28 protein-coding genes and 1 riboswitch are annotated in these 26,127 nt (G+C 48.3%); of the genes, 23 read left to right on the top strand and 5 right to left on the bottom strand.

Features of this window, described 5'->3' with window-relative positions:
• Window positions 1-75 precede the first annotated feature (75 nt).
• The 3 genes from MNQ98_RS27600 to MNQ98_RS27590 are packed head-to-tail and all read right to left on the bottom strand — an operon-like array spanning window position 76 to window position 1,352.
• Window positions 76-390: a DMT family transporter gene (locus MNQ98_RS27600; protein ID WP_241931030.1), complete on the bottom strand. Its 315-nt coding sequence runs from the start codon at window positions 388-390 to the stop codon at window positions 76-78.
• Window positions 390-737 (bottom strand): DMT family transporter, encoded by a 348-nt coding sequence (locus MNQ98_RS27595; RefSeq protein ID WP_208917433.1) that lies wholly within the window; start codon window positions 735-737, stop codon window positions 390-392. The genes MNQ98_RS27600 and MNQ98_RS27595 overlap by 1 nt, the downstream gene beginning before the upstream one ends.
• A 33-nt stretch (window positions 738-770) precedes the next feature.
• Complete coding sequence (locus tag MNQ98_RS27590) at window positions 771-1,352, bottom strand: TetR/AcrR family transcriptional regulator (protein WP_241931029.1); 582 nt, start codon at window positions 1,350-1,352, stop codon at window positions 771-773.
• Between the two features lie 254 nt (window positions 1,353-1,606).
• Between MNQ98_RS27590 and cls the strand changes: the two genes are divergently transcribed.
• The 7 genes from cls to ychF all read left to right on the top strand — a co-directional run bounded on the left by cls (window position 1,607) and on the right by ychF (window position 10,018).
• The gene (gene cls / locus MNQ98_RS27585) at window positions 1,607-3,109 is read left to right on the top strand and encodes a cardiolipin synthase (RefSeq protein ID WP_241931028.1); all 1,503 of its coding nucleotides are present in this window, start codon (window positions 1,607-1,609) and stop codon (window positions 3,107-3,109) included.
• A 249-nt stretch (window positions 3,110-3,358) separates the two neighbouring features.
• A complete protein-coding gene (locus MNQ98_RS27580; RefSeq protein WP_241931027.1) occupies window positions 3,359-4,252 on the top strand; it encodes a MerR family transcriptional regulator in 894 nt (297 codons plus the stop codon).
• A 159-nt stretch (window positions 4,253-4,411) separates the two neighbouring features.
• Window positions 4,412-5,452, top strand: a complete 1,041-nt coding sequence (gene fni, locus MNQ98_RS27575; RefSeq protein ID WP_241934056.1) for a type 2 isopentenyl-diphosphate Delta-isomerase — start codon at window positions 4,412-4,414, stop codon at window positions 5,450-5,452.
• A 269-nt stretch (window positions 5,453-5,721) separates the two neighbouring features.
• Window positions 5,722-6,282 (top strand): ECF-type riboflavin transporter substrate-binding protein, encoded by a 561-nt coding sequence (locus MNQ98_RS27570; RefSeq protein ID WP_241931026.1) that lies wholly within the window; start codon window positions 5,722-5,724, stop codon window positions 6,280-6,282.
• 20 nt (window positions 6,283-6,302) lie between these two features.
• Window positions 6,303-8,009, top strand: coding sequence for an ABC transporter ATP-binding protein (locus MNQ98_RS27565; protein WP_241931025.1), 1,707 nt, complete (start codon window positions 6,303-6,305; stop codon window positions 8,007-8,009).
• Window positions 8,002-8,832: an energy-coupling factor transporter transmembrane component T family protein gene (locus tag MNQ98_RS27560; protein ID WP_241931024.1), complete on the top strand. Its 831-nt coding sequence runs from the start codon at window positions 8,002-8,004 to the stop codon at window positions 8,830-8,832. Before MNQ98_RS27565 ends, MNQ98_RS27560 begins: the two co-directional genes overlap by 8 nt.
• Window positions 8,833-8,917: 85 nt before the next feature.
• On the top strand, window positions 8,918-10,018 hold the full coding sequence (gene ychF / locus MNQ98_RS27555) for a redox-regulated ATPase YchF (RefSeq protein ID WP_241931023.1): 1,101 nt from the start codon (window positions 8,918-8,920) through the stop codon (window positions 10,016-10,018).
• A gap of 65 nt (window positions 10,019-10,083) precedes the next feature.
• Here the strand turns inward: ychF and MNQ98_RS27550 are convergent, their stop codons facing one another.
• Together MNQ98_RS27550 and MNQ98_RS27545 are read right to left on the bottom strand one after the other, a co-directional pair.
• Window positions 10,084-11,226 carry a DUF4179 domain-containing protein gene (locus tag MNQ98_RS27550; protein WP_241931022.1) on the bottom strand — a complete coding sequence of 381 codons (1,143 nt, stop codon included), beginning with the start codon at window positions 11,224-11,226 and terminating at the stop codon, window positions 10,084-10,086.
• A complete protein-coding gene (locus MNQ98_RS27545; RefSeq protein ID WP_241931021.1) occupies window positions 11,198-11,767 on the bottom strand; it encodes an RNA polymerase sigma factor in 570 nt (189 codons plus the stop codon). The genes MNQ98_RS27550 and MNQ98_RS27545 overlap by 29 nt, the downstream gene beginning before the upstream one ends.
• A 281-nt stretch (window positions 11,768-12,048) precedes the next feature.
• Here MNQ98_RS27545 and prfA point away from each other — a divergent pair, with 281 nt between their 5' ends.
• The 16 genes from prfA (at window position 12,049) to atpE (ending at window position 26,076) form a co-directional block, all read left to right on the top strand.
• Complete coding sequence (gene prfA / locus MNQ98_RS27540; RefSeq protein WP_241931020.1) at window positions 12,049-13,116, top strand: peptide chain release factor 1; 1,068 nt, start codon at window positions 12,049-12,051, stop codon at window positions 13,114-13,116.
• 4 nt (window positions 13,117-13,120) lie between these two features.
• On the top strand, window positions 13,121-13,996 hold the full coding sequence (gene prmC, locus MNQ98_RS27535; RefSeq protein ID WP_241931019.1) for a peptide chain release factor N(5)-glutamine methyltransferase: 876 nt from the start codon (window positions 13,121-13,123) through the stop codon (window positions 13,994-13,996).
• Between the two features lie 99 nt (window positions 13,997-14,095).
• Window positions 14,096-15,280 carry an FtsW/RodA/SpoVE family cell cycle protein gene (locus MNQ98_RS27530; protein WP_241931018.1) on the top strand — a complete coding sequence of 395 codons (1,185 nt, stop codon included), beginning with the start codon at window positions 14,096-14,098 and terminating at the stop codon, window positions 15,278-15,280.
• A gap of 260 nt (window positions 15,281-15,540) precedes the next feature.
• Window positions 15,541-16,236: a stage II sporulation protein R gene (gene spoIIR / locus MNQ98_RS27525; protein ID WP_241931017.1), complete on the top strand. Its 696-nt coding sequence runs from the start codon at window positions 15,541-15,543 to the stop codon at window positions 16,234-16,236.
• 252 nt (window positions 16,237-16,488) lie between these two features.
• On the top strand, window positions 16,489-17,721 hold the full coding sequence (locus MNQ98_RS27520) for an L-threonylcarbamoyladenylate synthase (RefSeq protein ID WP_241931016.1): 1,233 nt from the start codon (window positions 16,489-16,491) through the stop codon (window positions 17,719-17,721).
• Between the two features lie 96 nt (window positions 17,722-17,817).
• Window positions 17,818-18,378, top strand: a complete 561-nt coding sequence (locus MNQ98_RS27515; RefSeq protein ID WP_241931015.1) for a manganese efflux pump MntP — start codon at window positions 17,818-17,820, stop codon at window positions 18,376-18,378.
• Window positions 18,379-18,423: 45 nt separating this feature from the next.
• Window positions 18,424-19,002, top strand: a complete 579-nt coding sequence (locus MNQ98_RS27510) for a low molecular weight protein arginine phosphatase (protein WP_241931014.1) — start codon at window positions 18,424-18,426, stop codon at window positions 19,000-19,002.
• Window positions 19,003-19,122: 120 nt separating this feature from the next.
• Window positions 19,123-19,204, top strand: a riboswitch (ZMP/ZTP riboswitch).
• 142 nt (window positions 19,205-19,346) lie between these two features.
• Window positions 19,347-19,802, top strand: a complete 456-nt coding sequence (gene rpiB, locus MNQ98_RS27505) for a ribose 5-phosphate isomerase B (protein ID WP_208917450.1) — start codon at window positions 19,347-19,349, stop codon at window positions 19,800-19,802.
• A gap of 151 nt (window positions 19,803-19,953) precedes the next feature.
• The gene (locus MNQ98_RS27500) at window positions 19,954-20,541 is read left to right on the top strand and encodes a TIGR01440 family protein (protein ID WP_241931013.1); all 588 of its coding nucleotides are present in this window, start codon (window positions 19,954-19,956) and stop codon (window positions 20,539-20,541) included.
• A gap of 59 nt (window positions 20,542-20,600) precedes the next feature.
• Window positions 20,601-21,851 (top strand): serine hydroxymethyltransferase, encoded by a 1,251-nt coding sequence (locus tag MNQ98_RS27495; RefSeq protein ID WP_277883701.1) that lies wholly within the window; start codon window positions 20,601-20,603, stop codon window positions 21,849-21,851.
• Between the two features lie 492 nt (window positions 21,852-22,343).
• Window positions 22,344-22,973 carry a uracil phosphoribosyltransferase gene (gene upp / locus MNQ98_RS27490; protein ID WP_208917452.1) on the top strand — a complete coding sequence of 210 codons (630 nt, stop codon included), beginning with the start codon at window positions 22,344-22,346 and terminating at the stop codon, window positions 22,971-22,973.
• A gap of 49 nt (window positions 22,974-23,022) precedes the next feature.
• Entirely contained in the window at window positions 23,023-24,180 is a 1,158-nt protein-coding gene (wecB, locus tag MNQ98_RS27485) for a non-hydrolyzing UDP-N-acetylglucosamine 2-epimerase (RefSeq protein ID WP_241931012.1), read from the top strand.
• Window positions 24,181-24,356: 176 nt separating this feature from the next.
• On the top strand, window positions 24,357-24,590 hold the full coding sequence (locus MNQ98_RS27480) for an AtpZ/AtpI family protein (protein ID WP_208917454.1): 234 nt from the start codon (window positions 24,357-24,359) through the stop codon (window positions 24,588-24,590).
• Window positions 24,583-24,963 (top strand): ATP synthase subunit I, encoded by a 381-nt coding sequence (locus MNQ98_RS27475; RefSeq protein ID WP_241931011.1) that lies wholly within the window; start codon window positions 24,583-24,585, stop codon window positions 24,961-24,963. The genes MNQ98_RS27480 and MNQ98_RS27475 overlap by 8 nt, the downstream gene beginning before the upstream one ends.
• Before the next feature lie 34 nt (window positions 24,964-24,997).
• On the top strand, window positions 24,998-25,765 hold the full coding sequence (atpB, locus tag MNQ98_RS27470) for a F0F1 ATP synthase subunit A (RefSeq protein WP_241931010.1): 768 nt from the start codon (window positions 24,998-25,000) through the stop codon (window positions 25,763-25,765).
• A gap of 98 nt (window positions 25,766-25,863) precedes the next feature.
• Window positions 25,864-26,076 carry a F0F1 ATP synthase subunit C gene (atpE, locus tag MNQ98_RS27465; protein ID WP_208917457.1) on the top strand — a complete coding sequence of 71 codons (213 nt, stop codon included), beginning with the start codon at window positions 25,864-25,866 and terminating at the stop codon, window positions 26,074-26,076.
• The last annotated feature ends 51 nt before the right edge of the window (window positions 26,077-26,127 follow it).

Below are 26,127 nucleotides of genomic sequence, written 5' to 3'. Positions count from 1 at the left end.
CTCGCAAGAAAAACGACCGTTAAGTGCGGTCTGTCTTCTTTGAGTTACGTCAATAGATGGTTTTCTTATGAACAATTAAGTGAGAACTTTTAAGCCTATAGCAGCGCATAGAATCATGGAAATAAACAATACTCTGCGCCATTCCTTCGGCTCCCCGAACAGAAACATGCCGGTTACAGCACTGCCTACCGTACCGATACCGGTCCAGATAGCATAAGCGGTTCCCATCGGAATTGCTGTCATCGCATAGGACAGAAGAGAGAAGCTGCCGGCAAAAGATGCAATCAACAGGGTCAGGGAGGCCAACCCTTTGCGCTGGGAAACGCCTTTAATTCCAATTACACCTGTAACCTCGAAAAGTCCGGCAAATATCAATGCGATCCAAGCCATTAGTTCGCCACCTCCTGGTCTTGACCAGCAGAATCATCGGTTACGAGCTTAAGTCCAATAACGCCCGTCAGCAGAATAGCGATCAGAATTACTTTGGTAAGTTTAAACGGTTCTCCGAATAGGAGCATTTCAGTTGTGACTGTCCCTGCAGTACCAATACCTGTGAAGACGGCGTAAACGGTTCCCACCGGAAGGCGTTTTGCTGATTCTATAATAAGATAGAAACTTATAATTATGGCAATCGCAGTACCAAGCCACTCCCACACACTATTGGAATGACTCAATCCTATAACCCAGATGATCTCAACCAATCCGGCGACTAATACGTATAACCAATTACGGTTCATAATAGATGCTCCCTTTAGTTAGAATTCTTGATGTTATCTTTCCTTTGTAACGCCCGACCAATACACAGGCCATGCTTGTTCAAGCCGGCGGAGTGAACGCTCTTCACCCCCGTAGAGTATTTCGACGTCAATTCCGTCCATCAGCGTCAGAAAGGCTGAGGCAGCCTGTCTCGGATGCCGGATAATCCGTCCTTTAACAGGGCAGCCAGCGGCCAGAAGACGTGACAATTGATCCTCTTGACTGTCGAGAAAAGGGTAGAGGATACCCATAACCTCGTTATACAGCGAATTTGGTGGGAAGAACGCCATTCGTAAAAAGAACTTTGCTTCATCATCTTCGTGATACTCACGCTGTCTCTCCGTCAGACATCCTTTTAACTGCTCTTCTAGAGGAAGTTGTTCGTGTTCAATGAAATAGTGTCTGATTCGTTCCTCCTGCCTTTGAAAAACAGACTGAAGCACTTTCATGAATAAATCCTCTTTGCTTGCAAAGTGTGCATAGATCGATGGCTTCTTAATACCGCAATCATCGGCGATATTTTTTAAAGATGCCCCCTCATAGCCGTCTCTGGCAAAATGGGTTAGTGCCGCCTGCATTATATTTGATGAAGTCATATTTTCAATCCACCCTCCTAACTAACGATCGTTAGGTTTATTTTTTCAAATTGGGAGTCAGTTGTCAAGAAAAAAATCAAATAAATTTTCGACAAATATCCTGATCATATGACGCTGAAAGGTTACAACTTTGTCGTAATTGGGGATTTCTGTATCCTGCTCGTAGGAAGAACGTATGACTTCATGTAGAATATGGTGGACAAGGTAAGTTTAATATCCGGAAAACGTGATTGGTGAGAGTGGGGTTACAAGAAATGAGAAAGGGAATACAGGCTGTTATCATATCGGCGATATTGTTCGCTTTTTATTACTTCGGTTTCGATTATTTTGGTAAAACAGCCGGTACGGTTGTCAGTGTGTTCTCTACGCTGACGGTTGTTTCCATTGGTTTAATGATTTTTATGGAGAACCGCCATCCGTCAGCAACGATGGCTTGGATATTGCTGCTGGCCCTGATACCGATCGTGGGTCTCTTTTTTTATTTGCTGTTCGGGCAGAACTATTTCAAACGTAGAAAGTACGATAAAAAAGCACAGCGTGATATTTTGGCGTACGAAAGTGAAGTGCTTCAGCGCAGTATTCCGGATCTGACTTCGTTCCGGCAGGATCATCAGCAGCTTCTTCAGCTGTCGCAGCGTCTGGCACGTACGCCGATCTCCTTTTCGACAGAAACAAAGGTGCTCACGAACGGCGAGGAGACGTTCTCCGCCCTTCTTCCTGAGCTGCAGAAGGCGCAGCATCATATCCATATGGAGTATTACATTTACCGAGCGGATGAGATCGGTACACAAATTCAGAGAATTCTTATGAGTAAAGCAAGAGAGGGCGTATCCGTAAGGTTTATGGTCGATGCCGTGGGTAGTTTGCAACTACCTAAGTCATTCTTGAATGAGATGAAGGAAGCTGGTGTTCAGGTCGCTGTGTTTGGCAGTCCGCGGACGATTTTTTTTACCAGCCGGGTTAACTACCGCAATCACCGAAAAATCGTTGTCATCGACGGCAGTGTGGGATTTATAGGCGGTTTGAATATTGGAGATGAATATTTAAGCCGCAACAAAACGTATGGTTTCTGGCGTGATACGCATATGCTTGTCCGAGGCGAAGCCGTACGGACGTTGCAGGTTATATTCATGCAGGATTGGCAGTACGTTACAGATGAAGTTGTAACCGAGCAGGAATATTATTCACCGGATCTGTTGGAGAACCGGAACGGAGTGGTGCAGATCATCGCAAGCGGACCGGACAACGAGCGAAGGGCGCTCAAAAATATTTTTTTCTCTATGATCGTATCAGCTCGTAAGTCAGTATGGATTGCAACACCGTATTTTATTCCGGATGATGATATTTTGACAGCTCTGCGTGTAGCTGCTCTGGCAGGATTGGATGTGCGTATTCTGTTTCCGGCGAAGCCCGATAAGTGGCTTCCGTTTCTAGCGTCGCATTCCTACTTTTCGACTCTTCTCGATGCGGGAGTCCGTATTTATGAGTACGAAAAGGGATTTTTGCACTCGAAACTGTTGATTGTGGACGGTGAGATTGCGACCATTGGAACAGCAAATATGGATATGCGCAGCTTTCACCTGAATTTTGAAGTGAACGCCTTACTCGTCGAGACGGAGAGCGTGCAGCAGATGGTTAATGATTTTGAGCGCGATTTGCAATTTACGAATCTGATTGACCGGGACACATTCATGAATAAGCGGATCATCGTTCGTCTGCTGGAATCAGGTGCACGTCTGATGTCACCACTGTTGTAAAATTGATTTCGGCAGCTATAGTAATAATTAAAGGACCACCGATTGCAGGCAGTAATTGTCTTCAGTTGGTGGTTCTTTGTATGCGTTGATTTTATGTCTGATCGACAGACGATTGGTAAAAATGTATAATCGATGTACTAAATTTGTATAAAGTCGGATGATTCAATAAGGAAGAAAAAAAGGCGGAGGCCCCCAGATCATTACCGAAAGGCAGGGAAGCATTTGTACTCCATTAAGCAGGTGTCCACAATGCTGGACATGCCTACCGTTACAATCCGAGCCTGGGAGAATCGTTACGGTGCTGTAAATCCGCTTCGAACGGAATCGGGTTACCGCATGTACTGTCCGGAGGACATAGAAGATCTACGTTGGCTGAAAGAGCAGGTGGAGCAGAAGGGCATTAGTATCTCTCAGGCTGCCCGCCTGCTGAAAGCGGACAAGGCTGCACAATCCAAGGCAGGCTCCTTTCCCGTTCTGGCACCAATGGGTGCGGATGAGGCTTTTGATCAGCAAAGCGGACAAATATATGAAGCTTTATTTGAGTTTCAGGGAGAACGGGCGAATAAGCTGATAGACTATGGCTTTTCTATTTACGGCTATGACGCAATGTTCTATAAAATCTTGGTTCCTGTGCTTGTGCGAGCGGGGGATGCATGGCAAAGCGAGCAGGCATCGGTTGCACAGGAGCATTTTATAACCGAACTGATATCCCGGCGCTTCCTTCAATTTTTCCATCTCTTCCCCATTCATTCCTACTTACCGAAAGCGTTGTCGTTCTGTCCGGAGGGAGAGCATCATCAGGTAGGTCTGATGCTGTTCTCCCTCCTGCTGCGGCGAAGTGGTCTGGATGTCTTTTATCTTGGTCCCAATACGCCGATGGATGGGCTTTTGCGCATTATCGGCGCTCACAGAATCGGTATTGTCTGTATCTCTATAACAGATCCGGACTCCGTACCTAAAGTGGATGAGTTTGTTCGTCTTACCTCTTCACACTATCCATCGGTACGTTTTCTGCTCGGGGGATCAGGATTTGAGGGGGAGAATACGACAGCGTATCCGAACTCAGTTTTGTCGGAGCCACCGGAGAAATGGCAGGAATGGATAAACCGTTTCATTGGACCGGAGTCGTTTAAACATGTTTAATGGATTAAACAATTTATGAATGCAGAAAATACATAGAAGCGCAATCTAGAAACGGCTACTTAACGGGAGGGACGTATGGACAATCGGAACAAGCAAGTGACTCCTGCCAGCGGAGAGATTAGACCTGCATCTAGTGAGACAGTTTCGGACAACAAAGGCATGCTCCTGCCTGAGGTGCCCACAGGTGAGCGGAAAATAGAACATGTCCGGTTATGCCTTGAGGAAGAAGTAGGAGGCCGGGATGTGACAACGGGGTTTGAGAATTACCGGTTCCGCCATGCGGCTTTGCCAGAGGTGGACTTTGACGATGTGGGTCTGGCAACCTCTTTTCTCGGGTTCTCTATGGCAACGCCGCTTTTGATCAGCTCCATGACTGGAGGCAGCAAGGCAACGGGGGAGATTAACATGCGTCTGGCTGAAGCCGCGGAGCGCCGAGGTTGGGCGCTTGGTGTCGGCTCAATCCGGGCGGCTGTGGAGCGTGGAGAACTTGCGCCTACGTTTCGGGTTCGTGAGAAGGCGCCCAGCATTCCGGTTATCGCCAATCTTGGCGCGGTGCAGCTCAATTACGGGTTTGGTCCGGATGATTGCCGGCGGGCCGTGGACATTGCCGGAGCGGACCTGCTCGTGTTGCATTTGAATGGACTGCAGGAAGTGTTCCAGCCCGAAGGCAATACCCGGTTCGGAGGACTACTGCCCAAGATCGAAGAGTTATGCCGGGTACTTGAAGTCCCGCTAGGCATCAAGGAAGTGGGCTGGGGAATTGACGGCTTTACAGCGCGAAGCCTGCTGGATGCCGGGGCTGCATTTATTGATGTGGCCGGAGCGGGGGGGACTTCCTGGAGTCAAGTCGAGAAATTCCGCAGCAGCGATCCGGTCCGTCGTGCGGCGGCGGAGGCGTTCGCAGGCTGGGGCAACCCGACCGCTGACTGCATCGCCGAGGTGAGAGAGGCCGCACCAACCGCTGCCCTGATTGGCAGCGGGGGTCTGAACAGTGGCGTGGATGCGGCCAAGGCCCTTGCGATCGGTGCCGATCTGGCAGGCTTTGGCCGAGGATTGCTTGGCTCGGCAGTGTCTTCCGAGGAGGCCCTGGATCAGAAGCTGGCGCAGGTTGAGCTGGAGCTGCGCACGGCGATGTTCGGCATCGGAGCGGTAAATATTACGGCTCTGAAAGAGACGGATCGTCTGGTGAAACGGTTCTGACTTTTAAATCCAAACATTCATTTAATGGCCCTTTTTCCGACAAGGATTAGGGGTCTTTTTCTATGCGGGCAGAAAATAAGTATATCTCGACCCGATGAATGATATGTAAATGACGTCTTATCAGAATTTTTGTTTATTTGCAAGATGATCTCAAATTCAAAAAAAACCTTTTGCCAATTCGTGCTAAAAACCTTATATTAGGAGTACTTATAGCAATAATTGTTCGCTTTTGAAGGTAAGGAGAAGGATATTAGAAAGGGTGAACTCTTTTGAAGAGACCTGCATTTCAATTTAGTACGAGAACTGTAGTGACGATCGGAATCTGTTCAGCTTTGTATGGAGCAACCTTTATGATTGGTATTCCCGCGGGGCCAGACACCTTTTTGAAGCCGGCTATTGCGCTGTTGGCGATTTTTGGAGCGCTCTTCGGTCCGATGGTCGCTTTTGCGGCAGGTTTGATTGGACACGTGCTTACTGATTTGATGAGCAGTGGTATGGTGTGGTGGGGATGGGCGCTCGGTTCCGGCATTACAGGAGCATTCATGGGTCTGATCTATATGCATAAAAAATTTGACCCTCACAGCGGTTCGGTAACAGGCAAACAGATTGGCATGCTAACGGTATACGGCGTTGTGGGCATCGTGTTGTCTCTTTTCTTCTCCGGATGGTTCGATGCTGTCTTTATGGGTGAACCAACGGATAAATTGATTCTTCAAGTAAGTGTGGCTTCCTTGGCCAACATCGCGGTGTTCGTAGTACTCGGTCTTCCGGCCGTATTAGGGTACTCAAAACGGAGTGCGAAGTCCAGCAATTTGACGATTAACGAATAAACTGAGGAGTGCAGACTAACATGCAGCCCATCATCTCATTTCAACAATTCAGCTTTCGCTATAAAAACCAGTCGGAGCCAACCCTCCGCGATATTACCCTCGACATTTGCCCCGGGGAAAAAATATGGATCGCCGGGCCAAGCGGCTCCGGCAAATCAACTTTAGCCCATTGTCTAAATGGGCTAATTCCTTTTATGTACGAAGGTGAGGTTACCGGAAGTCTTACGGTAGGAGGAGTCGGCTATACGGAAGGCGGCGTTTTTGGGCGCAGCCGGACCGTAGGCACCATATTGCAGGATTCCGATGCCCAGTTTGTCGGGCTTACCGTTGGAGAAGATACCGCATTTGTTATGGAGAACCGGGAAATGCCTCGTCCACAGATGAAAAGCACCGTCATCTCCTCGCTGCAAATGGTGGACATGCTGGACCGGATCGAAGACAGCCCGCATGACCTGTCCGGGGGACAGAAGCAGAGCGTGTCGCTTGCAGGTGTTCTGTCTACAGATGCCGAGGTGCTGCTCTTTGATGAGCCGCTCGCCAATCTGGATCCGGCTGCTGGGAGACGGGCTATGGGGCTGATTGAAAGCATTCGCCAAGACAGTGGCAAAACGGTCATTATTATTGAGCACCGGGTTGAAGATGTGCTGCTGGAACCGGTAGACCGGATCGTGCTGCTGCACAAGGGACGCATTGTCGCTGAGGGAACTCCGGATGAGCTTCTGATAGCGGGTACTCTACGACAATACGGCCTGCGTCCTCCTCTGTATGTGGATGCGATGGAGTATGCAGGAATATCGCTTGAAGGTATGACAGATTTGGCAGTTCCCCGCAGGCTTGATATCGCAGGTGCTCAGGACAAGCTGAACGAGTTTGCGAATCATACGGTGCCCAGGAACGAGATTTCGGATAAAGAGGCTCTGCTTAGCCTTCGACATTTGGGATTCCGCTATGAAGCAGGCAGGACGGTGCTAGAAGATGTGAGTCTCGATATCGGGGCTGGGGAAACGGTTGCTCTGCTCGGTGCGAACGGAGCGGGTAAGTCAACCTTGTCTAATCTCATTACAGGACTGCTCAAGCCGCGTTCCGGTGAAATATTGCTTCATGGGGACAATATCGCCAAGTGGTCCATACGGCGACGTGGAGAAGAAATCGGGTATGTTATGCAAAATCCGAACCGCATGATCAGCCAGCACCTCATTATGGAAGAGGTTGGACTTGGTCTGAAAGCCCGAAAAGTGGATCCGGCTGTCATACAAGAGCGGGTGGAGCAGGTGCTTAAGGTGTGCGGACTGTATCCATACCGAAGCTGGCCGGTGTCCGCACTCAGTTACGGCCAGAAAAAACGTTTGACCATCGCTTCGATTCTGGTGCTTCAGCCGAAACTTATCATATTGGATGAGCCGACAGCAGGACAGGATTATCGTCATTATAAAGAGTTTATGGATTTTATCGGGCAGCTTGCCCAGCAGGGAACCGCTTTTCTGTTTATTACGCATGACATGTACCTTGCACTGGAATATGCGGACCGGGCAGCAGTGCTGTGCGGTGGGCGAATGATTGCTTGCGCTTCCCCGGCCTCGATATTGAGCGACGCAAAGGTAACGGAAGCCGCTCATTTAAGGGAGACTTCCCTGTCCGTATTTGCTCGGGCTAACAGGCTTGAACATCCAGAGCGCTTCGTCCAGGCTTTTGTTTCGCGTGAGAAAAGAGGGAAGTCTTATGAGTAGAACAGGTAGTCTATATGTGCCCGGTCATTCCTGGTTTCATCGGATGGACGGAGCGGTCAAACTGGTGCTCTTTGTCGTCTGGACCGTGCTGGCGTTTATGTTTATGGATCTTCGAGTGTTTGTTGTGATGCTGGCTGCTGGAGCTGTCATGCTGATTTATTCGGGTGTGCCTTTTCGCAAAATGGCCTTTCTTTTTGGATTAATCGTTCTCTTTTCAATCATAAATGGGTTGTTTATTCTTCTGATTACGCCGACCTTCGGGACAAGGCTGACCGGAACGGACACACCGGTTATTCCAATCGGTTACGCTGTGATCAATCAGGAGACGCTGTTTTATGTGCTGACTTTGTCGGCCAAATATTTAACATTGCTGCCGATGACGCTCCTCTGTCTGTTTACGACGATGCCGAGCGCTTTTGCAGCCAGCCTGAACCGGGTAGGCGTTCCTTATAAAGTTGCATATGCTGTCAGCATTGCCCTTCGTTATATCCCGGATTTGATCGCGGAATTCCGCAGCACGCTGCATTCGATGGAGGCCCGTGGAATGGGAATCTCTAAAGAAGACGGCAGTATTGCGAAGCGGCTTTCGAATCTGTCAGCGGTTGTTGTACCAGTGCTTCAGTCGGCACTTCATCGGATTGATTCTGTCACCAATGCGATGGAGCTTCGGGGCTTCGGGGCTGGGAAGAAGAGAACCTGGTACAGCGGAGGGGATATGACGGCTGCGGATTGGGTAGTCATTGGATTGGCTCTATCCGTTCTCGGATTTGGAATCTGGCTTAGAAGCCGTGGATTGAACGCTTTTTGGTATCCTTTTGAATAAGAGATATTCATGGTTTGAACAAAAGGTATGATCTGATATAATTAGTAGGATTGTTTAGAGAAACCCATAAGGAGTTGTCACATAAATGGCTTTAAAAGCAGGAATCGTCGGTCTGCCGAACGTCGGCAAATCCACATTGTTTAACGCTATTACACAGGCGGGGGCGGAATCGGCCAACTATCCGTTTTGTACAATTGACCCTAACGTTGGTGTTGTGGAAGTGCCGGACGAGCGGCTCAACAAGCTGACCGAGCTGGTGCAGCCGAACAAAACTGTACCTACCGCATTCGAATTCGTGGATATTGCAGGTCTGGTCCGCGGCGCAAGTAAAGGAGAGGGTCTTGGGAACAAGTTCCTCGCCCATATCCGTGAAGTGGACGCGATCGTGCATGTGGTAAGATGCTTCGAGGATGAGAATATCACACACGTAGACGGTAAGGTGAATCCGGTCAGCGACATTCAGACGATTAACCTGGAGCTGATTCTGGCTGACCTCGACAGCGTGGAGAAGCGAATTGACCGTACGAAGAAGAATATGAAGGGCGGCAACAAGACTTACGCACAGGAAGTCGAGCTGCTGGAGCGCGTGAAGGAAGCTTTGTACAATGACCAGCCTGCCCGTAGTGTGGAACTCAGCGATGAAGAGAAGCTGATCATTCGTGATTTGCATCTGTTGACATTGAAGCCGGTTCTGTATGCGGCGAACTTGAGTGAGGACGGCGTGAACGAAGCGGACAGCAATCCGTACGTGCAGCAGGTGAGAGATTTTGCTGCAGCCGAGAACGCTGCTGTCGTGCCGATCAGTGCTAAAGTGGAAGCTGAAATTGCCGAACTCGAAGGTGAAGATAAGGCTATGTTCCTGGAGGAACTGGGCCTTGAGGAATCCGGTCTGAATCGTCTGATCAAGGCTGCTTACAGCCTGCTTGGACTCTACACCTACTTTACGGCGGGGGTTCAAGAAGTTCGCGCATGGACGATCCGCAAAGGAACTAAAGCACCGCAGGCGGCAGGTGTCATTCATACTGACTTCGAGCGAGGATTTATTCGTGCAGAAGTGGTTTCCTATGATGACCTTCAAGCAGCCGGTTCGATGAACGGGGCGAAAGAGCGTGGCCAGCTGCGTCTGGAAGGTAAAGACTACACTGTGAAAGACGGCGATGTTATGCATTTCCGTTTCAATGTGTAATTAACAATGTATTGAAAAAGACAGGGGTCTCTTTGTGGAGGCGCCTGTCTTTCTCATAGCCTTTTTTATTTCAATGTTATCGGAAGAGTGATCTCCAAATCTGGAAGATACTCTATTTTGGGGATTCCATTTGAGTCTAGCTCGAATTGATTTCTATTTTCATTTTTATATAAATACTTATATGTCTTAATAGTTATTGATTTGGGGATTGATTCAAACGGTTCAAACCGGGAATCAGTTATCATAACATTACCGCCTGTTGGTTTCCATCCATTTCCACCAATTAATTTTAACTTATTGCCCTTTTCATCGAATATGTCGTAGCCCAGAAGAGGAAGAGATGATGCAATCTCTAGATTTTCAGGTAACTCAATACGTGTAGTTAGGTTGGTTGTAATCGGCGTAAATTCTACTTTATCCAATTTCAAATTGATGTTCTCATATTGCCGACTTATTGATGGATTTAGAACCAAATTATCCTTTGTATTCTTTTCAACTGGAATATCAATTTCAAATGGTTCCTGAATACCCAATACTGTAACTTTCAATGTTAAGTCAAATTTATCAGGAAATACCTTTCCCCCTTGGTTATGTCGATCTGAAAATTGTATAATTGCACTATTGTCTTCTATACTGGGAATAATATATGGATCAATAGAATTGCTTGTATTAGCAGGCGCATAAGAGTTGACTGGTTCTCCATTAATCAAAAGATCTATATCACTAATTAGTTCCTGCACCTTATTTTCTGAATATTTTTTCACCGAAGTCTGATGCTCAATACCAATCGACACACGTGTGCCATCAAACATTACGACTGGCACATTTAGTGTCAAATTGTCATGAGAATCGCTTGAATTAACAGTTGTAACCAGACCCTTTTCATCTGCAGTTTTCAGACCAAGGTCACCAGCAAATTTAAAGATTGAATTTATTCCGGGAATTTGTTTAATAGATGCTGCCATCGTTGGCGAAATAAATCCTGAACCCATTAAAATCACAAACGCAGAAGCAACAGCTATTATTGTTCTACCCGCCGTTCTATTTTTATTGCGAGTGGCTATAACTCTGGAATTTGCTGCTTTACTGTTTACTTCAGCATATTTCTCCATAGTACGCTCAACTAAATCTACTTCAATAGGTGTTTCTCTAATCAAACTTTGTAATTGATTAAAATCTTTATCCTCCAGTTTTATACGAGTGTTCATAGATTTTTCCTCCTTCTATTTTTTGCTGAATCAATTTTTTTCGAATTCGTTCATATTTTTTTCGAATGGTAGTGGGTTTAATGTCCATAATCGAAGCTATTTCGTCATAGCTATATTCCTCAAGAGAACGAAGTAAAAGAATTTGCCTTTCTTCCATATTTAGATTGTCTAATAAATCATGGATCAGATCGGTATATTCATTTTCCATCTTGTAGTCATTATTTATCTCGTATTGCATTAAGGATTTATAACGTTTGCTTCTTATCTTAAGTAGATCTGTACAATGATTTCGCGCTATTGTATAAAGCCAAGCTGAAAAAGAGACATTGTAAGAAAAACGCGTTATATTCTCCAAACCTTTAATAAAAATATCTTGAGCAGCATCCTCAGCCTCTTCATGACTTTTAAGTAAATAATAGCAATATAAAAAAATACGTTTTTGAAAGCGACTTATAATATAGGTGTAAGATGGAATATCCCCTAACTTTATTCTCTCCAGTACGGACATTAATTCGCTATCATCCATATTTGATTGATTCATCTGTATCCCCCCTTTCAAAATATACAACTGAAAAACATGGGCTTTTGTGACAAAGGAGAAAATTCCTTTTCGTTCATCCTTTCTATTTCAAGGAAAAAGATATTTCCATCTATATGCTAAACTGGGTATCTCCCTTCTAGTCAAATCAGCTGATTCATGTTAAAATAAAAAGTCGTTTGTTACTGCTGTATTACGGTTTACATGCAATGACCTTTGTTAATAAATGACGAGATTTTTGTTTAAACATAATCAGGAATATATATGTAGAGAGGTGAATTCCCTTGTTGGACCGATTGCAATCCCTTGCGGACCGTTATGAAAAGTTAAGCGAGCTGCTCTGCGATCCCGACGTTGCAAACGACTCGAAAAAGTTGAGGGATTATTCCAAAGAACAATCCGATTTGCAGCCTGCTTACGAGGCCTTTGTTGAATATAAAAATGTGATTGAAGAGCTTGACGCTGCCAAGACGATGCAGGGCGAGAAGCTGGATGATGAGATGCGTGAAATGGTGAAGATGGAAATCGACGAACTTAGCGCACGTCAGCAGACACTCGAAGAGACGATCCGCGTTCTGCTTCTGCCGAAGGACCCAAATGACGATAAGAACGTTATTGTCGAAATCCGCGGAGCGGCAGGTGGTGATGAGGCGGCACTGTTCGCTTCGGATCTATACCGTATGTACACCCGGTATGCGGATACCCAAGGCTGGAAGGTTGAGTTAATGGATGTCAACTCGAATGATCTCGGCGGATTTAAGGAAGTTATCTTCTTGATCAACGGCCGCGGTGCTTACAGCAAAATGAAATTTGAAAGTGGAGCACACCGGGTACAACGCATTCCGACAACGGAATCGGGCGGCCGCATTCATACGTCTACTTCGACAGTTGCGGTTATGCCGGAAGCTGAAGAAGTGGATATCGAAATCCATGATAAAGATATTCGTGTGGATACATTCTGTTCCAGCGGTGCAGGCGGACAATCCGTTAACACGACGAAATCTGCGGTACGTGTAACGCACGTTCCAACAGGTATCGTTGCGACATGTCAGGACGGAAAGTCACAGAACTCCAACAAAGACAAGGCGCTGCAGGTACTTCGTACCCGTATCTATGATATGATGCGTCAGGAAGAAGAAGCAAAATATTCCGGCGAGCGTAAGAGCAAGGTAGGTACTGGCGATCGCAGTGAGCGGATCCGTACGTACAACTTCCCGCAAAGCCGTGTGACGGATCACCGGATCGGCTTGACTTTGCACAAGCTGGATCAGGTGATGAACGGAGAAATTGAGGAAATCGTTTCAGCCTTGACCCTTGCGGAGCAAGCAGAAATGATGGATAGAGGAGAATAACGCTTTGGAGCGGAAATTATTCGTATCGACGCCGGAGCGCAGCATAAGAGAAGCCTATATAGAGGCTTCTTCTTTTTTAGAATACTGCGGCGTACTGGAGCCGCAGCGTAATGCCCAGTTGCTGCTGGAGTTTGTGCTTGGATTGACCGGTACTGCCTACTATATGGCGCTGCCGGAAATCTTCCCGGAGGATCGGCGCAAAGCATGGGAAGAGGCCGTTAACCGAAAGGGAGATGGTGTGCCTGCACAGTATATAATCGGGGAGCAGGAGTTTTATGGTCTTCCTTTTGAGGTGACATCGGCCGTACTCATTCCGCGTCCGGAAACAGAGCTGTTGGTGGAAGCCGTGCTGAAGCATGCCGACACAGCATCCAGGCTTACAGTTTTGGATATCGGTACCGGGAGTGGCGCCATTGGTGTGAGCTTGGCGCTGAAATCGCCCAAGTGGCAGGTACTCGCTAGTGATATTTCTCCGGAAGCACTTCAGGTGGCCCAGCGTAATGCGAAGCGACTAGGTGCGACTGTGGAATTTCGCCAAGGGAATCTGTTGGAGCCGTTTGCTGGTCTTGCGCCTGATATTGTGGTGTCCAACCCACCTTATATTCCGGCGGAGGATATTGAAGAGCTGCAGCCGGAAGTTCGGGATCACGAGCCGCGCACCGCACTTGACGGCGGTGAGGATGGTTTAAATCCTTACCGGATCATGATGGAGCAGTTGCCTCTATTGGTATCAGCGCCGCGTATCATTGCCTTTGAGCTTGGCATGGGCCAGGCAGAAGATGTGGCAGACCTGCTGCGTTCGACAGGGCATTGGAACCGCATTATTACGGTCCCGGACCTTGCCGGTATTAATAGACATGTATTGGGAATTTCGCTGTAATTGTCATTAGGCCCTTTTTTTCTTACAATAGTAAGTATGAATGTTAAATTGCCTTCAGGGCGCAGGGGAGCATGAAGCTCCGGCACAGGGGGACCGAAGATGCTTCAAAAGATTAAAAAGATTGATTTCGTTATAGTGGCTGTATTGGTTATGTTGATGATTATTAGTATTACGTCGATATACAGTGTTACCATGGGAGATCCGAAATTTGAGGGCTCCCATATTAAGATGATCCTATATTATATAGTAGGCTTTATTGCCTTTTTTGGAATGAGCATACTGGATTATCGTCTTCTAATGAAATATGCTTGGTATATTTATTTTGGTGGTATAGCGCTGCTGCTGTTTGTCATGTTTTTCGGGGCAACCATAAACGGTTCGCAGGGCTGGATCTCGCTTGGTTTCGCCAGCTTGCAACCGGCCGAGATGTTTAAGCTTGTTTTGATTATTATTCTCACGTACGCACTAGTTCGCAAAAACAAGCCCCGACTGTCCTTTATCCAGGACGTGATCCCGGTTGGCCTGCTTGCGTTCATTCCATTCGTGCTCGTCATGGGGATAAACGACCTCGGGAATGCGCTGAGTTATGTCATTATTTTGTTGGGACTGCTTTGGATTGGCAACGTCAAATTTTCTCATGCTTTGATCGGGCTGGTTCTGGTAGGCGGCATAGCTGTAGGTGGTGCTATGGCCTATGTTCATTATCACGATGAGATTAAGGAATCCCTCGGCACGGGTTCACGCGCCCACTGGATGGAACGGATAGATCCTTGGCTGGTACCGGAGAAGGCTACAGCCAAGGCAAGCTGGCATACTCATAATGCCAAGCTAGCTATAGCATCCGGCGGCATGGGCGGAAAAGGCTTTATGGAGGGAACATCGGTGCAGTCGGGCCGCGTGCCTTACACGTATTCAGATTCCATCTTTGTGCAGATTGCGGAGGAATACGGATTTATCGGTTCTTCTGTGCTGCTGCTTTTATATTTTGTTTTGATTCACCGGATGATTCTGATCTCACTGGAGTGTCGGGAACGTGCGGGTCCATTTTTGATCGTCGGCATTGTATCCATGTTCTTGTACCAGATCTTTGAGAACATCGGTATGTTTATTGGTCTTATGCCGCTGACGGGAATTACGCTGCCGTTTATCAGTTTTGGGGGAACGTCGCTCGTCATCAGTATGGCCAGTATGGGTGTGGCAATGAGTGTGAAACTGCATGGACGGGAGATTGATGAAGATCTGCCGGAGCCGAGCACGTACCGGACAGTTGCTAAGCAAAGCTAGGATGATCCCGGCGTGCATGATATGTGCGTCGGTGAGCACGTCACTTGTCAGACAGCGAACAGTTCGAACTAAATATTTCTATTTTGAGTTTGGTACATTAGAGAATCGATTTATATCAAAACGTCAATCATTAAGCCCTCCGGGGCTTTTTTTGTTTCTATTCTATCTTTTTAATAAAAATGCTAGATTGCACGTTTATCTCTCTCTCAGCCGGACATACTGATAGACATCATAGATTATCAGGAGAGGCGGCTAGCATAATGAGAAAACATAGCGAGACACTCCGTATTATTGTAAAACAAATGATCATGCTCTTATCCATATTGTTTATGGTTGTGATGGCTTGGGAAGGACAACGGATTGACGCGGCAGTTGCGGGAGGCCCGATTCCGGAAGAATCGATCCGGCTTCGTATTTTGGCTAACTCGGACAATCCGTCTGATCAGCTCGTTAAGCGTGAAATTCGTGATGCTGTTGTAGCTCAAATGCAGAGATGGGTTTTAGAATTAGACAATCCGCAAAGCCTGGAGGAAGCAAGAGAGTTAACACGGAGTCATCTGCCAGAAATTGAGCGGTTGGTTGGGGAAGAGCTATCCAAGCGTGGAATCACTTATGCTTATGATGTGAATCTGGGAACCGTGCCGTTCCCGACAAAGCTTTACGGTGGAACTGTGTATCCTGCGGGGGAATATGAAGCCGTCCGGATTACACTGGGTGAAGGCAAAGGCCAGAACTGGTGGTGTGTGCTTTTCCCGCCGCTTTGCTTCATTGATGCAGGCAGTGGCGATGCGGCTGCCCAGCCCGTAGACAACGCAGTAAGAACGGCTTCAGTGCAAGCCGATGACAAGAATGCTTCGGAGGAACGGGGCAATGCTGCTTCAAGTGAGCCTGAGGTACGGTTTTTCCTATTCGACTTCTTCATCGGTTTGTGGGATTGGATTGTCGGGTTGTTCTAAGTCAATGGATCGGCACCAAGATAGCTGCAAGGCTGCTAGTCAATTCTTCATCGTCAATGGTAGCGAAATATGATACAATTTCAAGCAGAAGAGTGCTTTCTCTTTAGCGAAGGGGCCGCCATGAGGCTGCCGGGGCTGGAGGTTACAAGCGCTTTTTCTTTTGGATAAATGGTGATAGCAATCCATTCTGGCTTGGTGTTTGAGCATGTTGCTGAGCTGGGTGATCTATAATAAAGAAAGCTTGGGATAATAATGGAACGAAAAGAGAACGGAAATCCGGAACAGGACTTTCCCGCCGGGGATAAGGTTACGGAACTGTGGCGGGTATGCGTCAATCATGAAGCTGGAGCAGCAGCTTCTGCTACCGTACAACCACTGGCCGGCGGTGCAGATCAAGAGCAGGCGGGCTTTCCCTTATGGGCTCTGGGATCAGAGGATGCCTTAGCTCTAAATGAGGCTGGTGCGGTGCTTACGGCCGGAGGGACTGTAGCTTTTCCAACGGAAACGGTATACGGTCTCGGTGCGGATGCCCGAAATACAGCTGCGGTGGAACAGATTTTTGCTGCAAAAGGGCGCCCTTCCGATAATCCGCTTATTGTGCATATTTCTGATACGTCTCAGTTGGACGAGCTCGTGCTGGGAGTGAATGATACGGAGCGGCGGTTGATGGAGGCTTTTTGGCCGGGACCGTTAACACTGGTCCTGCCGGTGAAGCCTGGCGCGGTATCTCCGCGCGTGACGGCTGGACTAGATACGGTTGCGGTCCGCATGCCGGATCACAGAGTGGCGCTGGCACTGATCAGCGCCGCAGGCTGTCCGGTTGCTGCGCCAAGCGCAAACCGTTCAGGCCGGCCAAGCCCTACGCTGGCTGGACATGTGTTTGAGGATCTGGCCGGTGCCATCGACGGCATTCTCGACGGCGGCCCCGCGGGGGTCGGTGTCGAGTCGACGGTCGTCCAGGCCGGCCAGGACGGTGCCGTGACGGTGCTGCGCCCCGGCGGCGTCACGGAAGAGCAGCTTGCCGCGCTCGCGGCAAGCGTGCAGCGCGACCCGGCGCTTGCGCGCGCCGGGAGCGCAGACAGCCCGACGCCACGTTCGCCGGGCATGAAGTACACGCACTACGCACCCAAGGGTGCGCTGTGCATCGTCCAGGGGCGGACGGCGGATTCCGTGTCCGCCAAGATCCAGGCCGAGCTTGACGCCGCCGAAGCGCGCGGGGAGACGACCGGTGTGCTGTCGTTCGACGAGCACATCGGTCGCTACCGCGCGGACGTTGCCGTCTCGCTCGGCAGCCTGGCCGCACCAGAGGAAGCGGCACACCGGCTCTACGCCGGGCTGCGCCAATTCGATGAAGAAGGCGCGACCTTTATCCTGGCAGAATCCTGCTCGGATAAAGGTCTTGGCGCCGCGGTGATGAACCGGCTGCTGAAGGCGGCGGGTCATCATATTATATTTGCGTCCGATGATGGGCTTGCCTCAGATTAGGCGACAAGCATGAACCCGTCCACAAGGGTTTTAGGCATCATTCCCCCCTTGTCCGCATATGGTGTACAAGACCATAGGGACTTGGGGGAAAAAGGCATGTTGGAAACGTCTGTCCAGTTAGGGCAACTCGCGACGATCCTGATTATGGCCGTGGCGCTGGGCTTGGATGCATTTTCACTCGGTATCGGTGTTGGAATGAGAGGCATCCGCCTGAAACATGTCCTGATCATCAGCCTGCTGATCGCCTTTTTCCACACGCTGATGCCGCTGCTCGGGTTGCTTGCTGGCCGTTATGTTGGCGTTTTGCTCGGACAAGTTACGGGGCTCGCCGCAGGAGGCCTGCTTGTGCTGCTGGGCGGACATATGATCTGGAACTCTTTTCGCAAAGAGGAAGGTCGGCCGGTGAATCACACCACGCTGCTCGGAATGCTTCTGTTTTCGCTTAGTGTCAGTATCGACTCTTTTTCGGTAGGGGTTTCGCTTGGCATGTTCGTGAATGATACGGCGATCATTGTAACGTCTTTCGGTGTGGTCGGAGGCTTAATGTCGATTTTCGGACTGATGCTCGGTCGAAAGGCGGGTAGCAGACTCGGTGAATATGGAGAAATGACCGGCGGTGTCATTTTGCTGGCATTTGGTTTGATGTTTATATTTTGATACAATGACGGCAGTAAAAGATACACTTTCGGGGAGGTGGAGACCGTGAAAAACATATTGTTCGTCTGCACCGGCAACACCTGTCGCAGTCCTATGGCTGAAGGTATGCTGCGCAAACTCGCCAAGGGGAGAGGGATTCCGCTTGAAGTTCGTTCCGCAGGTGTTTCGGCTGCAGAAGGAATGCCAATCTCACGTCATGCTGAAGCAGTACTCCGCGATCAGCAGATTAAGGACGGCATGTCCTCCAAGCCACTGAGTATGGATCTTGTCGAGTGGGCAGATCTGATTCTGACATTGACGTTATCCCATAAACAGTATGCGATTCGTCAGTTTCCTTATGCGGCAGATAAGGTTCATACGCTAAAAGAATACGTCGAGAATGATGCGCAGGTGCTTACGGATCTGCAGGAGCAGGACAGTCTGCTGGCGTCCATGGAGATGATGAGATCCCTTGGCATTGAGCTTCAGGAGAAAGACAAGGTTCGGTTAAACGAGCTGCGTCAGCGTATTCCGAGTTTTGATATTTCCGATCCGTTTGGAGGTTCGCTGGAAGAGTATGAGGAGACAGCGGCAGAAATCCGTTCAGCGCTGTTCCGATTGCTGGACAAGCTGGAGAGAGAGTGAGTAACGTGATTTGCGGCTGTACAGTAGTTGTTATACTTGAAGTCATTTACCGATCATAATTATGAATAAATATCCGTTGCTTTTCTTTTCCGTATGTTTTAAGATGAAGGGGAAAAACACGGATTCCGGTGTAACTGGCGACGAAGTGGATGAAACCACGATGGAGCACCGGAACATACGGCCGGTCGCCTGGGCAAAGAGCAATTGGTGCACGATACACGTGCGCGGACTGCTCTTTTTTTCGTCTTTTGCTGACAATTTGGGTTATAATGAAACGAGTTGTTGTACGAGCATTTTGTAAAATGCCGATACAAAAGATGAAACATACGAGGGGGTTTTTCATTATGAAAATCGCATTGGGCACGGATCATGCAGGTATTCGTTTGAAAGAGGAAATTACGGAGGTCATTCGGAATCTCGGGCATGAGGTCGAAGACTTAGGCTGCGGCTGTTCCGACTCGGTAGATTATCCTGACTTTGCGCTTCCGGTATGTGAAAAGGTCGTATCCGGAGAAGCTGACCGTGGAATTCTGATCTGCGGAACGGGAATCGGTATGAGCATTGCGGCGAACAAGGTGCCGGGCATCCGCTGTGCGCTGACGCATGATGTATTTTCGGCAAAAGCTACCCGCGAGCATAATGACAGCAACGTGCTGGCACTTGGCGAACGAGTGGTGGGCCCCGGCCTTGCAGCAGAAATCGTCACAGCTTGGCTGACGACAGACTTCAGTCAGGGTGAGCGGCATGTTGGCAGGGTGAACAAAATCAAGGCCATTGAGGAACGCTATCTGAAAGGATAAGCTCGTACTGCAAGGATGTACGGTAACTAAAGTAACTAAAGTAACTAAAGTAACTAAGTCACTAAGTCACTAAGTAACCTAAGTAACCTAAGTAACTAAGACATCAGGCAGTTGGCTTTCAGACTATCGTATCCAAGGAGGGCTGAAACACATGACAGATTACCCGGTTGATCATGCCTTGAGAGAACAAACGGTAACGATTATGCGAGAATTGGCTGAGGCTGCAGGCCTCAGGGCAGGCAAGGTGCTGGTCGTCGGGACCAGTACAAGTGAAATCACCGGCCGCCAGATCGGTACCGGCGGTGTGCTGGAGACTGCGCAGCAGGTGCTGGACGGAATCGCAGAGGTACAGGCTGAGTTCGGTTTCGATACGGCTTACCAGTGCTGCGAACACCTGAACCGTGCACTTGTTGTAGAACGGGAACTGCTCGAGCGATTGGGACTGACGGAAGTAGCTGCAGTGCCCGTTCCTAAAGCGGGCGGATCTATGGCGTCTGCTGCTTACCGGAGCTTCCATGATCCGTGTCTGGCTGAGAGCATCTCCGCTCATGCGGGTATCGATATCGGTGAGACGATGATCGGAATGCATCTGCGCCGTGTTGCGGTGCCATTTCGGCCGAGTATCCGGTACATCGGGAAGGCTCGTGTGACAGCGGCAATGACGAGACCGAAATTGATCGGTGGAGAACGGGCTGTATATCGGATGGAGCAGGAGAATGATAGGTCGGCATGTGATTAGATGTAGTTGTGATTGATGATTAACCATATATTATTTTTTAATTTAGGGAGGATACGAATATGATGGAACATTTGCGCAAGAGTGACCCGGCAGTACTGGAAGCGATGGATTTGGAACTGAAGCGCCAACGCAGCAACATTGAACTTATCGCTTCGGAGAACATTGTTAGTGAAGCGGTCATGGAAGCAATGGGATCAGTCCTGACGAATAAATATGCAGAAGGCTATCCAGGCAAGCGCTACTATGGCGGCTGCGAGCGTGTTGATATTGTTGAGGAGCTGGCACGTGATCGTGCGAAGCAGCTGTTCGGTGCAGAGCATGCCAACGTTCAGCCTCACTCCGGTGCACAGGCGAACATGGCTGTTTATCTGGCTGCGCTGAAACCGGGCGATACAGTACTTGGTATGAACCTGGCACACGGTGGGCACTTGACGCACGGCAGTCCTGTCAATGCATCCGGCCTTCTGTATAACTTTGTAGCATATGGTGTGCAGGAAGATACCTTCCTTATCGATTATAACGAAGTGCGCAAAGCAGCCTTCAAACATCGTCCGCGTATGATTGTTGCCGGCGCAAGCGCTTATCCGCGAATTATTGATTTTGAAGCACTAGCTTCCATCGCCAACGATGTAGGTGCCTTGTTCATGGTTGATATGGCTCATATCGCAGGGCTTGTTGCTACAGGATTGCATCCGAACCCTGTACCTCACGCACACTTCGTTACAACAACAACTCACAAAACACTGCGCGGACCGCGCGGCGGCTTGATTCTGTGCAAACAGCCATGGGCTGCAGCTATCGACAAAGCGGTATTCCCGGGCACTCAAGGCGGACCACTTATGCACGTCATTGCATCCAAAGCAGTTGCGCTGGGTGAAGCGTTGGACCCATCCTTCAAGGAGCATGCAGAAAAAGTGGTGAAGAACGCCAAAGTACTTGCGGACACACTGATTTCTGAAGGGCTTAACATCGTATCCGGCGGAACCGATAACCACCTGATGCTGGTGGACACCCGTAATTTGGACATTTCCGGTAAAGATGCCGAGAAAGTGCTGGATTCTATCGGTATTACCGTGAACAAGAACGCGATTCCATTTGACCCTACAAGTCCGTTTGTAACAAGCGGTATCCGGATCGGTACCCCAGCTGTGACTTCCCGTGGCATGGATGAGGAAGCTATGGTTACGATCGGTAAAGTTATTGCTATGACCCTCCGTCAGCCGAAGGATGAGGAAACACTCACTAAAGCTGGACGTATGGTGGCTGAATTGACAGAGCAATATCCGCTTTATCCGGAATTAAAATACTAATCAATGCGAACTTGGTTAGGTGAGGTATTGTAAGGTGCTCTTCAGGCCCCGTCTTCGTAGAAGGCGGGGCTTTTGGTTCTGTCAGCGCGATTTGGCATCTTTTTGAACGGAATGGAAACGATAGTATAATGCCAGGTTTTTCTTTAAATATAGGAAAGTATGCATTTTTATATGTATACTTGGCCTATATTTCTCCGCGAAACGTGAGCTTCACCGATAAGAACGGTGAAGCCGTTTACGCTTGTTCCGCCGGACTTTTACGTAGGTAAGAAACATGACGGATACAGGTGTAAAATCATCTCACGGAGTGATATAATAGACAAGATTTATGGAGCTCACTAGATTTTACGCCCATATTGAACAAGCAGAAACGATTTCGTTGTCCTTTTCCAAAGGGCGATGACGTTTCTGCGAGAAATATAAAAAAGTATAAAATTCCATTTTGTGCTTTCTTATATTTCAACATATCGTAACCAACCGGAGGGACTTGACATGGGAAAATTGGTGATTTGTGATCACCCATTGATTCAACACAAACTGACATTTATCCGCGATATGCGGACCAACACGAAGGATTTTCGCGAGCTGGTTGACGAAGTAGCCACACTGATGGCTTATGAGATAACCCGCAGTATTCCGCTGGAATCGATTTCCGTACAAACTCCGGTAGCTGAGACCGAAGGAAAGGTTATTTCCGGCCGCATGCTGGGTCTGATTCCGATTTTGCGTGCCGGTCTGGGTATGCTTGATGGTGTTGTTAAACTGCTGCCTGCGGCTAAGGTAGGTCATGTAGGCCTGTTCCGCGATCCTGAGACTCTGCAGCCGGTGGAGTACTACACGAAACTTCCAACGGATGTAACAGAGCGGGAGTTGATCGTCATTGATCCGATGCTCGCAACGGGAGGATCCGCTATCGCGGCAATCGACGTCCTGAAGAAACGTGGCTGCACGCAGATTAAGATGATGAACCTGGTGGCTGCACCTGAAGGTGTTAAGGCTGTACAAGAGGCGCATCCCGATGTTGATATCTATGTAGCTGCTTTGGACAAGGGTCTGGATGATCATGGCTATATCATACCTGGACTAGGTGATGCAGGAGACCGACTTTACGGAACCAAGTAACAACGTGTACGTATAAGTATGGAATGTATGTAAAGAGGGGGAAGCGAACATGTCTAAAGTGAAAGTGATGACCATATTCGGCGTTCGTCCTGAAGCAATCAAAATGGCGCCGCTCATTCTGGAATTGCAGCGTCACCCTGAGCATATTGAATCGGTGGTCTGCGTTACGGCGCAGCACCGTCAAATGCTCGATCAGGTGCTGGATGTGTTTAAGATTGTCCCGGACTATGATCTCGATGTAATGAAAGACCGGCAGACACTGAATGAGATAACCATCCGTGTGCTGGAAGGTCTGGAGCCCGTTCTGCGGGAAGCTAAGCCTGATATCGTGTTGGTACACGGTGATACGCTGACGACGTTCCTCGCCAGCTATGCGGCGTTTTTACAGAAAATTCAAGTAGGGCATGTGGAAGCGGGGCTTCGTACATGGAACAAGCTCTCCCCGTATCCGGAAGAGATGAACCGACAGCTAACTGGCGTTCTCTCGGATATTCATTTCGCTCCAACGGATTGGTCTGCGGATAACCTGCGTAAAGAGAACAAAAACGAGTCAACCATTTACGTCACAGGCAACACAGTAACAGATGTGTTTCAATATACGGTACAGCCCGATTACACACATCCCGTTCTGGACTGGGCGTCAGGCAAACGTCTGATTCTCATGACAGCGCATCGGCGTGAATCCCAGGGAGAGCCGCATCGTAATATTTTCCGTGCAATTAAACGTATAGCGGATGAGTTCGAGGATATCGCGATTGTTTACCCGGTGCATCCGAGCCCTGCGGTCAAGGAGCCTGCACACGAAATCTTGGGCAGTCATCCTCGCATCAAGCTTATCGACCCGCTGGATGTGGTAGATTTTCATAACATCTATGCCCATACGCACCTGATATTAACAGATTCTGGTGGTATGCAGGAGGAAGCTCCTTCGTTCGGCGTGCCTGTATTGGTGCTTCGCGACACGACAGAACGGCCGGAAGGCATAGATGCTGGAACGCTTGAACTGGTGGGAACGCACGAAGAGGATGTTTATGGGCGGACAAAGGCTCTGCTTACCGATAAAGAACTGTATGACTCCATGAGTCAGGCAGCAAATCCTTACGGTGACGGCCATGCTTCCGAACGCATTGTCAATGCGATTTTGCACCATTTTGGTGTTGTAAGTGAACGCCCAGAAAAATTTCACAGAATGTTCACAAAAACATAAATAAGTGGCTTCTGGTGACAAAGTTCACAGCATACAGTTGTACTGTACGGTTCTGGCGGCGTTTTGCGCAATTCAGATTGCGTAAAACGCCTGATTTTACACGCTAAAATGGAGTTGTCGATTGATTGACAAAGCCTTGTTATATTCAGTAAAATGAGTTGGGATTAGAGGTTTATATGAAAAATCCGAATAGTCAAGAACACCCTTGGTTGATTGCACTTTATATTAGTGGTGCCGGTGGTTTGCTGGCAGTTTACATCCTTATCGGTTTTTTCGGAGGGAAGTGGCTGGCTGAAATGCTGGACGGGCCCAGATACTGGCTTGCGATTGGAACCGTTACAGGGCTCTTTGTAGGGATTTTGAATATTGCTCTTCTCATTAAAAAGTTTTTGGGGGCGCAAAGTGAATGATTTGACGACATCCATTGTGAACGCTGTAACGAGAGTGACACTGCTCTTATTGTCCGTCTTCTTCATGGGATGGGCTTTATATGTCGACTATCGCCCGATTTTTGTAGGACTTATATTGGGTTTGGCAGGCGGCTTGATCAATGTTCGCTTTCTTTCCTTTAAAGTACGGCAGTTGGCTGACTTGGCAATTAGCCAGGAACGTAAACGGTTCAGCTTTGGATTTGTCACAAGACTTTGCATCGCGTTTCTGATTGTGATGATTGCGGCGAAGCTCGAGCAAGTATCGCTCGGTGCAACCATTGCCGGACTGTTCATCCCCCAACTGTTGACCATTCCAGTCAGCATTATTGTTAGCTTGCGAAACAAGAATTGATTAGCGCTAATTGGAAAGGGGTGAAAACAATTAAATGCATGAATCACCAATTATTAAACTTGGCGGATTTAATCTAGATCTGTCGGCCGTGCTAATGCTTTTGGTAACCGGGATTATTGTATTTGTACTGGTACGGTTATCAGTTCGAAATCTATCCGTAGAAAACCCTTCCAAGCTTCAAAATTTTATGGAATGGGTCGTTGAATTTGTACAAGGTATCGTATCGAGTGCCATGGATCTGAAAAAGGGCAAACCATACATATCGCTTGGGTTGACATTGATATTGTTTATCTTTGTAGCTAACCTGCTGGGATTGCCGTTTTCTGTAATCACCGATTTACCGGCCGATTTCAAAGTTTTCGGTAAACCGATTTTAGCTACAGTCGGGCTTGAGCCTGGTCACTCTGCACATGTATTGTGGTGGAAGTCGCCAACAGCAGACGTATCGGTTACCGCGGGACTGGCTCTTGTCGTATTCCTGCTCATGAACTTTCTGGGTCTAAAGCTGAACCGCAAGCACTATCTGAAGCATTACCTTGAGCCGTATCCTGTATTCCTGCCGCTGAACATTATTGAGAACCTGGCGAAACCAGTCGCACTGGCTATTCGTTTGTTCGCTAACATTTTTGCTGGTGAGGTATTGATTACGGTTATTCTCAAGATGGGATTCTTAGGAATTCCGTTCCTAGCAGTATGGCAAGGCTTCAGTATATTCATTGGTGCATTGCAAGCCTTTATCTTTACCATCCTGACTATGGTATATATCGGACAAACAACGATTCACGAAGAAGAAGCGCATTAATAAACTCCAAGAAATTCAAACGCGCATAGCGAAGGATTTCAGCAGAGATATATTATATTACTACAAATTTGAACCAATTTTAAGGAGGATATTTAACAATGGAATATTTGGCAGCAGCTATTGCAGTAGGTTTGGGCGCATTGGGCGCAGGTCTTGGTAACGGTATGATCGTAAGTAGAACAGTAGAATCTATCGCTCGTCAGCCGGAAGCACGCGGTCCATTGCAAACAACGATGTTTATCGGTGTTGGTATCGTCGAGGTAGTTCCACTCGCTGCTACCGTTATCGCTTTCTTGATCATGTTTTCTTAATAACATTACAACGGTTTGGCGGGGAGGGCCGATGCCATCCGCGCCTTCGTT

The organism is Paenibacillus sp. N3/727 (assembly GCF_022637315.1).
Lineage (GTDB): Bacteria > Bacillota > Bacilli > Paenibacillales > Paenibacillaceae > Paenibacillus_AQ > Paenibacillus_AQ uliginis.
This window is presented reverse-complemented; position numbering and strand designations above follow the sequence as displayed.

Bases quoted from the DNA above. Each gene is read 5' to 3' on its own strand.
- wecB (WP_241931012.1), top strand. From the start codon at position 23,023: ATGTCTAAAGTGAAAGTGATGACCATATTCGGCGTTCGTCCTGAAGCA.
- MNQ98_RS27560 (WP_241931024.1), top strand. From the start codon at position 8,002: ATGAGTAGAACAGGTAGTCTATATGTGCCCGGTCATTCCTGGTTTCAT.
- MNQ98_RS27590 (WP_241931029.1), bottom strand. From the start codon at position 1,352: ATGACTTCATCAAATATAATGCAGGCGGCACTAACCCATTTTGCCAGA.
- MNQ98_RS27595 (WP_208917433.1), bottom strand. From the start codon at position 737: ATGAACCGTAATTGGTTATACGTATTAGTCGCCGGATTGGTTGAGATC.
- ychF (WP_241931023.1), top strand. From the start codon at position 8,918: ATGGCTTTAAAAGCAGGAATCGTCGGTCTGCCGAACGTCGGCAAATCC.
- MNQ98_RS27580 (WP_241931027.1), top strand. From the start codon at position 3,359: ATGCTGGACATGCCTACCGTTACAATCCGAGCCTGGGAGAATCGTTAC.
- MNQ98_RS27495 (WP_277883701.1), top strand. From the start codon at position 20,601: ATGATGGAACATTTGCGCAAGAGTGACCCGGCAGTACTGGAAGCGATG.
- fni (WP_241934056.1), top strand. From the start codon at position 4,412: ATGCTCCTGCCTGAGGTGCCCACAGGTGAGCGGAAAATAGAACATGTC.
- upp (WP_208917452.1), top strand. From the start codon at position 22,344: ATGGGAAAATTGGTGATTTGTGATCACCCATTGATTCAACACAAACTG.
- atpE (WP_208917457.1), top strand. From the start codon at position 25,864: ATGGAATATTTGGCAGCAGCTATTGCAGTAGGTTTGGGCGCATTGGGC.
- rpiB (WP_208917450.1), top strand. From the start codon at position 19,347: ATGAAAATCGCATTGGGCACGGATCATGCAGGTATTCGTTTGAAAGAG.
- MNQ98_RS27500 (WP_241931013.1), top strand. From the start codon at position 19,954: ATGACAGATTACCCGGTTGATCATGCCTTGAGAGAACAAACGGTAACG.
- atpB (WP_241931010.1), top strand. From the start codon at position 24,998: ATGCATGAATCACCAATTATTAAACTTGGCGGATTTAATCTAGATCTG.
- MNQ98_RS27520 (WP_241931016.1), top strand. From the start codon at position 16,489: ATGGAACGAAAAGAGAACGGAAATCCGGAACAGGACTTTCCCGCCGGG.
- MNQ98_RS27600 (WP_241931030.1), bottom strand. From the start codon at position 390: ATGGCTTGGATCGCATTGATATTTGCCGGACTTTTCGAGGTTACAGGT.
- MNQ98_RS27550 (WP_241931022.1), bottom strand. From the start codon at position 11,226: ATGAACACTCGTATAAAACTGGAGGATAAAGATTTTAATCAATTACAA.
- MNQ98_RS27530 (WP_241931018.1), top strand. From the start codon at position 14,096: ATGCTTCAAAAGATTAAAAAGATTGATTTCGTTATAGTGGCTGTATTG.
- MNQ98_RS27565 (WP_241931025.1), top strand. From the start codon at position 6,303: ATGCAGCCCATCATCTCATTTCAACAATTCAGCTTTCGCTATAAAAAC.
- MNQ98_RS27480 (WP_208917454.1), top strand. From the start codon at position 24,357: ATGAAAAATCCGAATAGTCAAGAACACCCTTGGTTGATTGCACTTTAT.
- MNQ98_RS27515 (WP_241931015.1), top strand. From the start codon at position 17,818: ATGTTGGAAACGTCTGTCCAGTTAGGGCAACTCGCGACGATCCTGATT.
- MNQ98_RS27545 (WP_241931021.1), bottom strand. From the start codon at position 11,767: ATGAATCAATCAAATATGGATGATAGCGAATTAATGTCCGTACTGGAG.
- cls (WP_241931028.1), top strand. From the start codon at position 1,607: ATGAGAAAGGGAATACAGGCTGTTATCATATCGGCGATATTGTTCGCT.
- spoIIR (WP_241931017.1), top strand. From the start codon at position 15,541: ATGAGAAAACATAGCGAGACACTCCGTATTATTGTAAAACAAATGATC.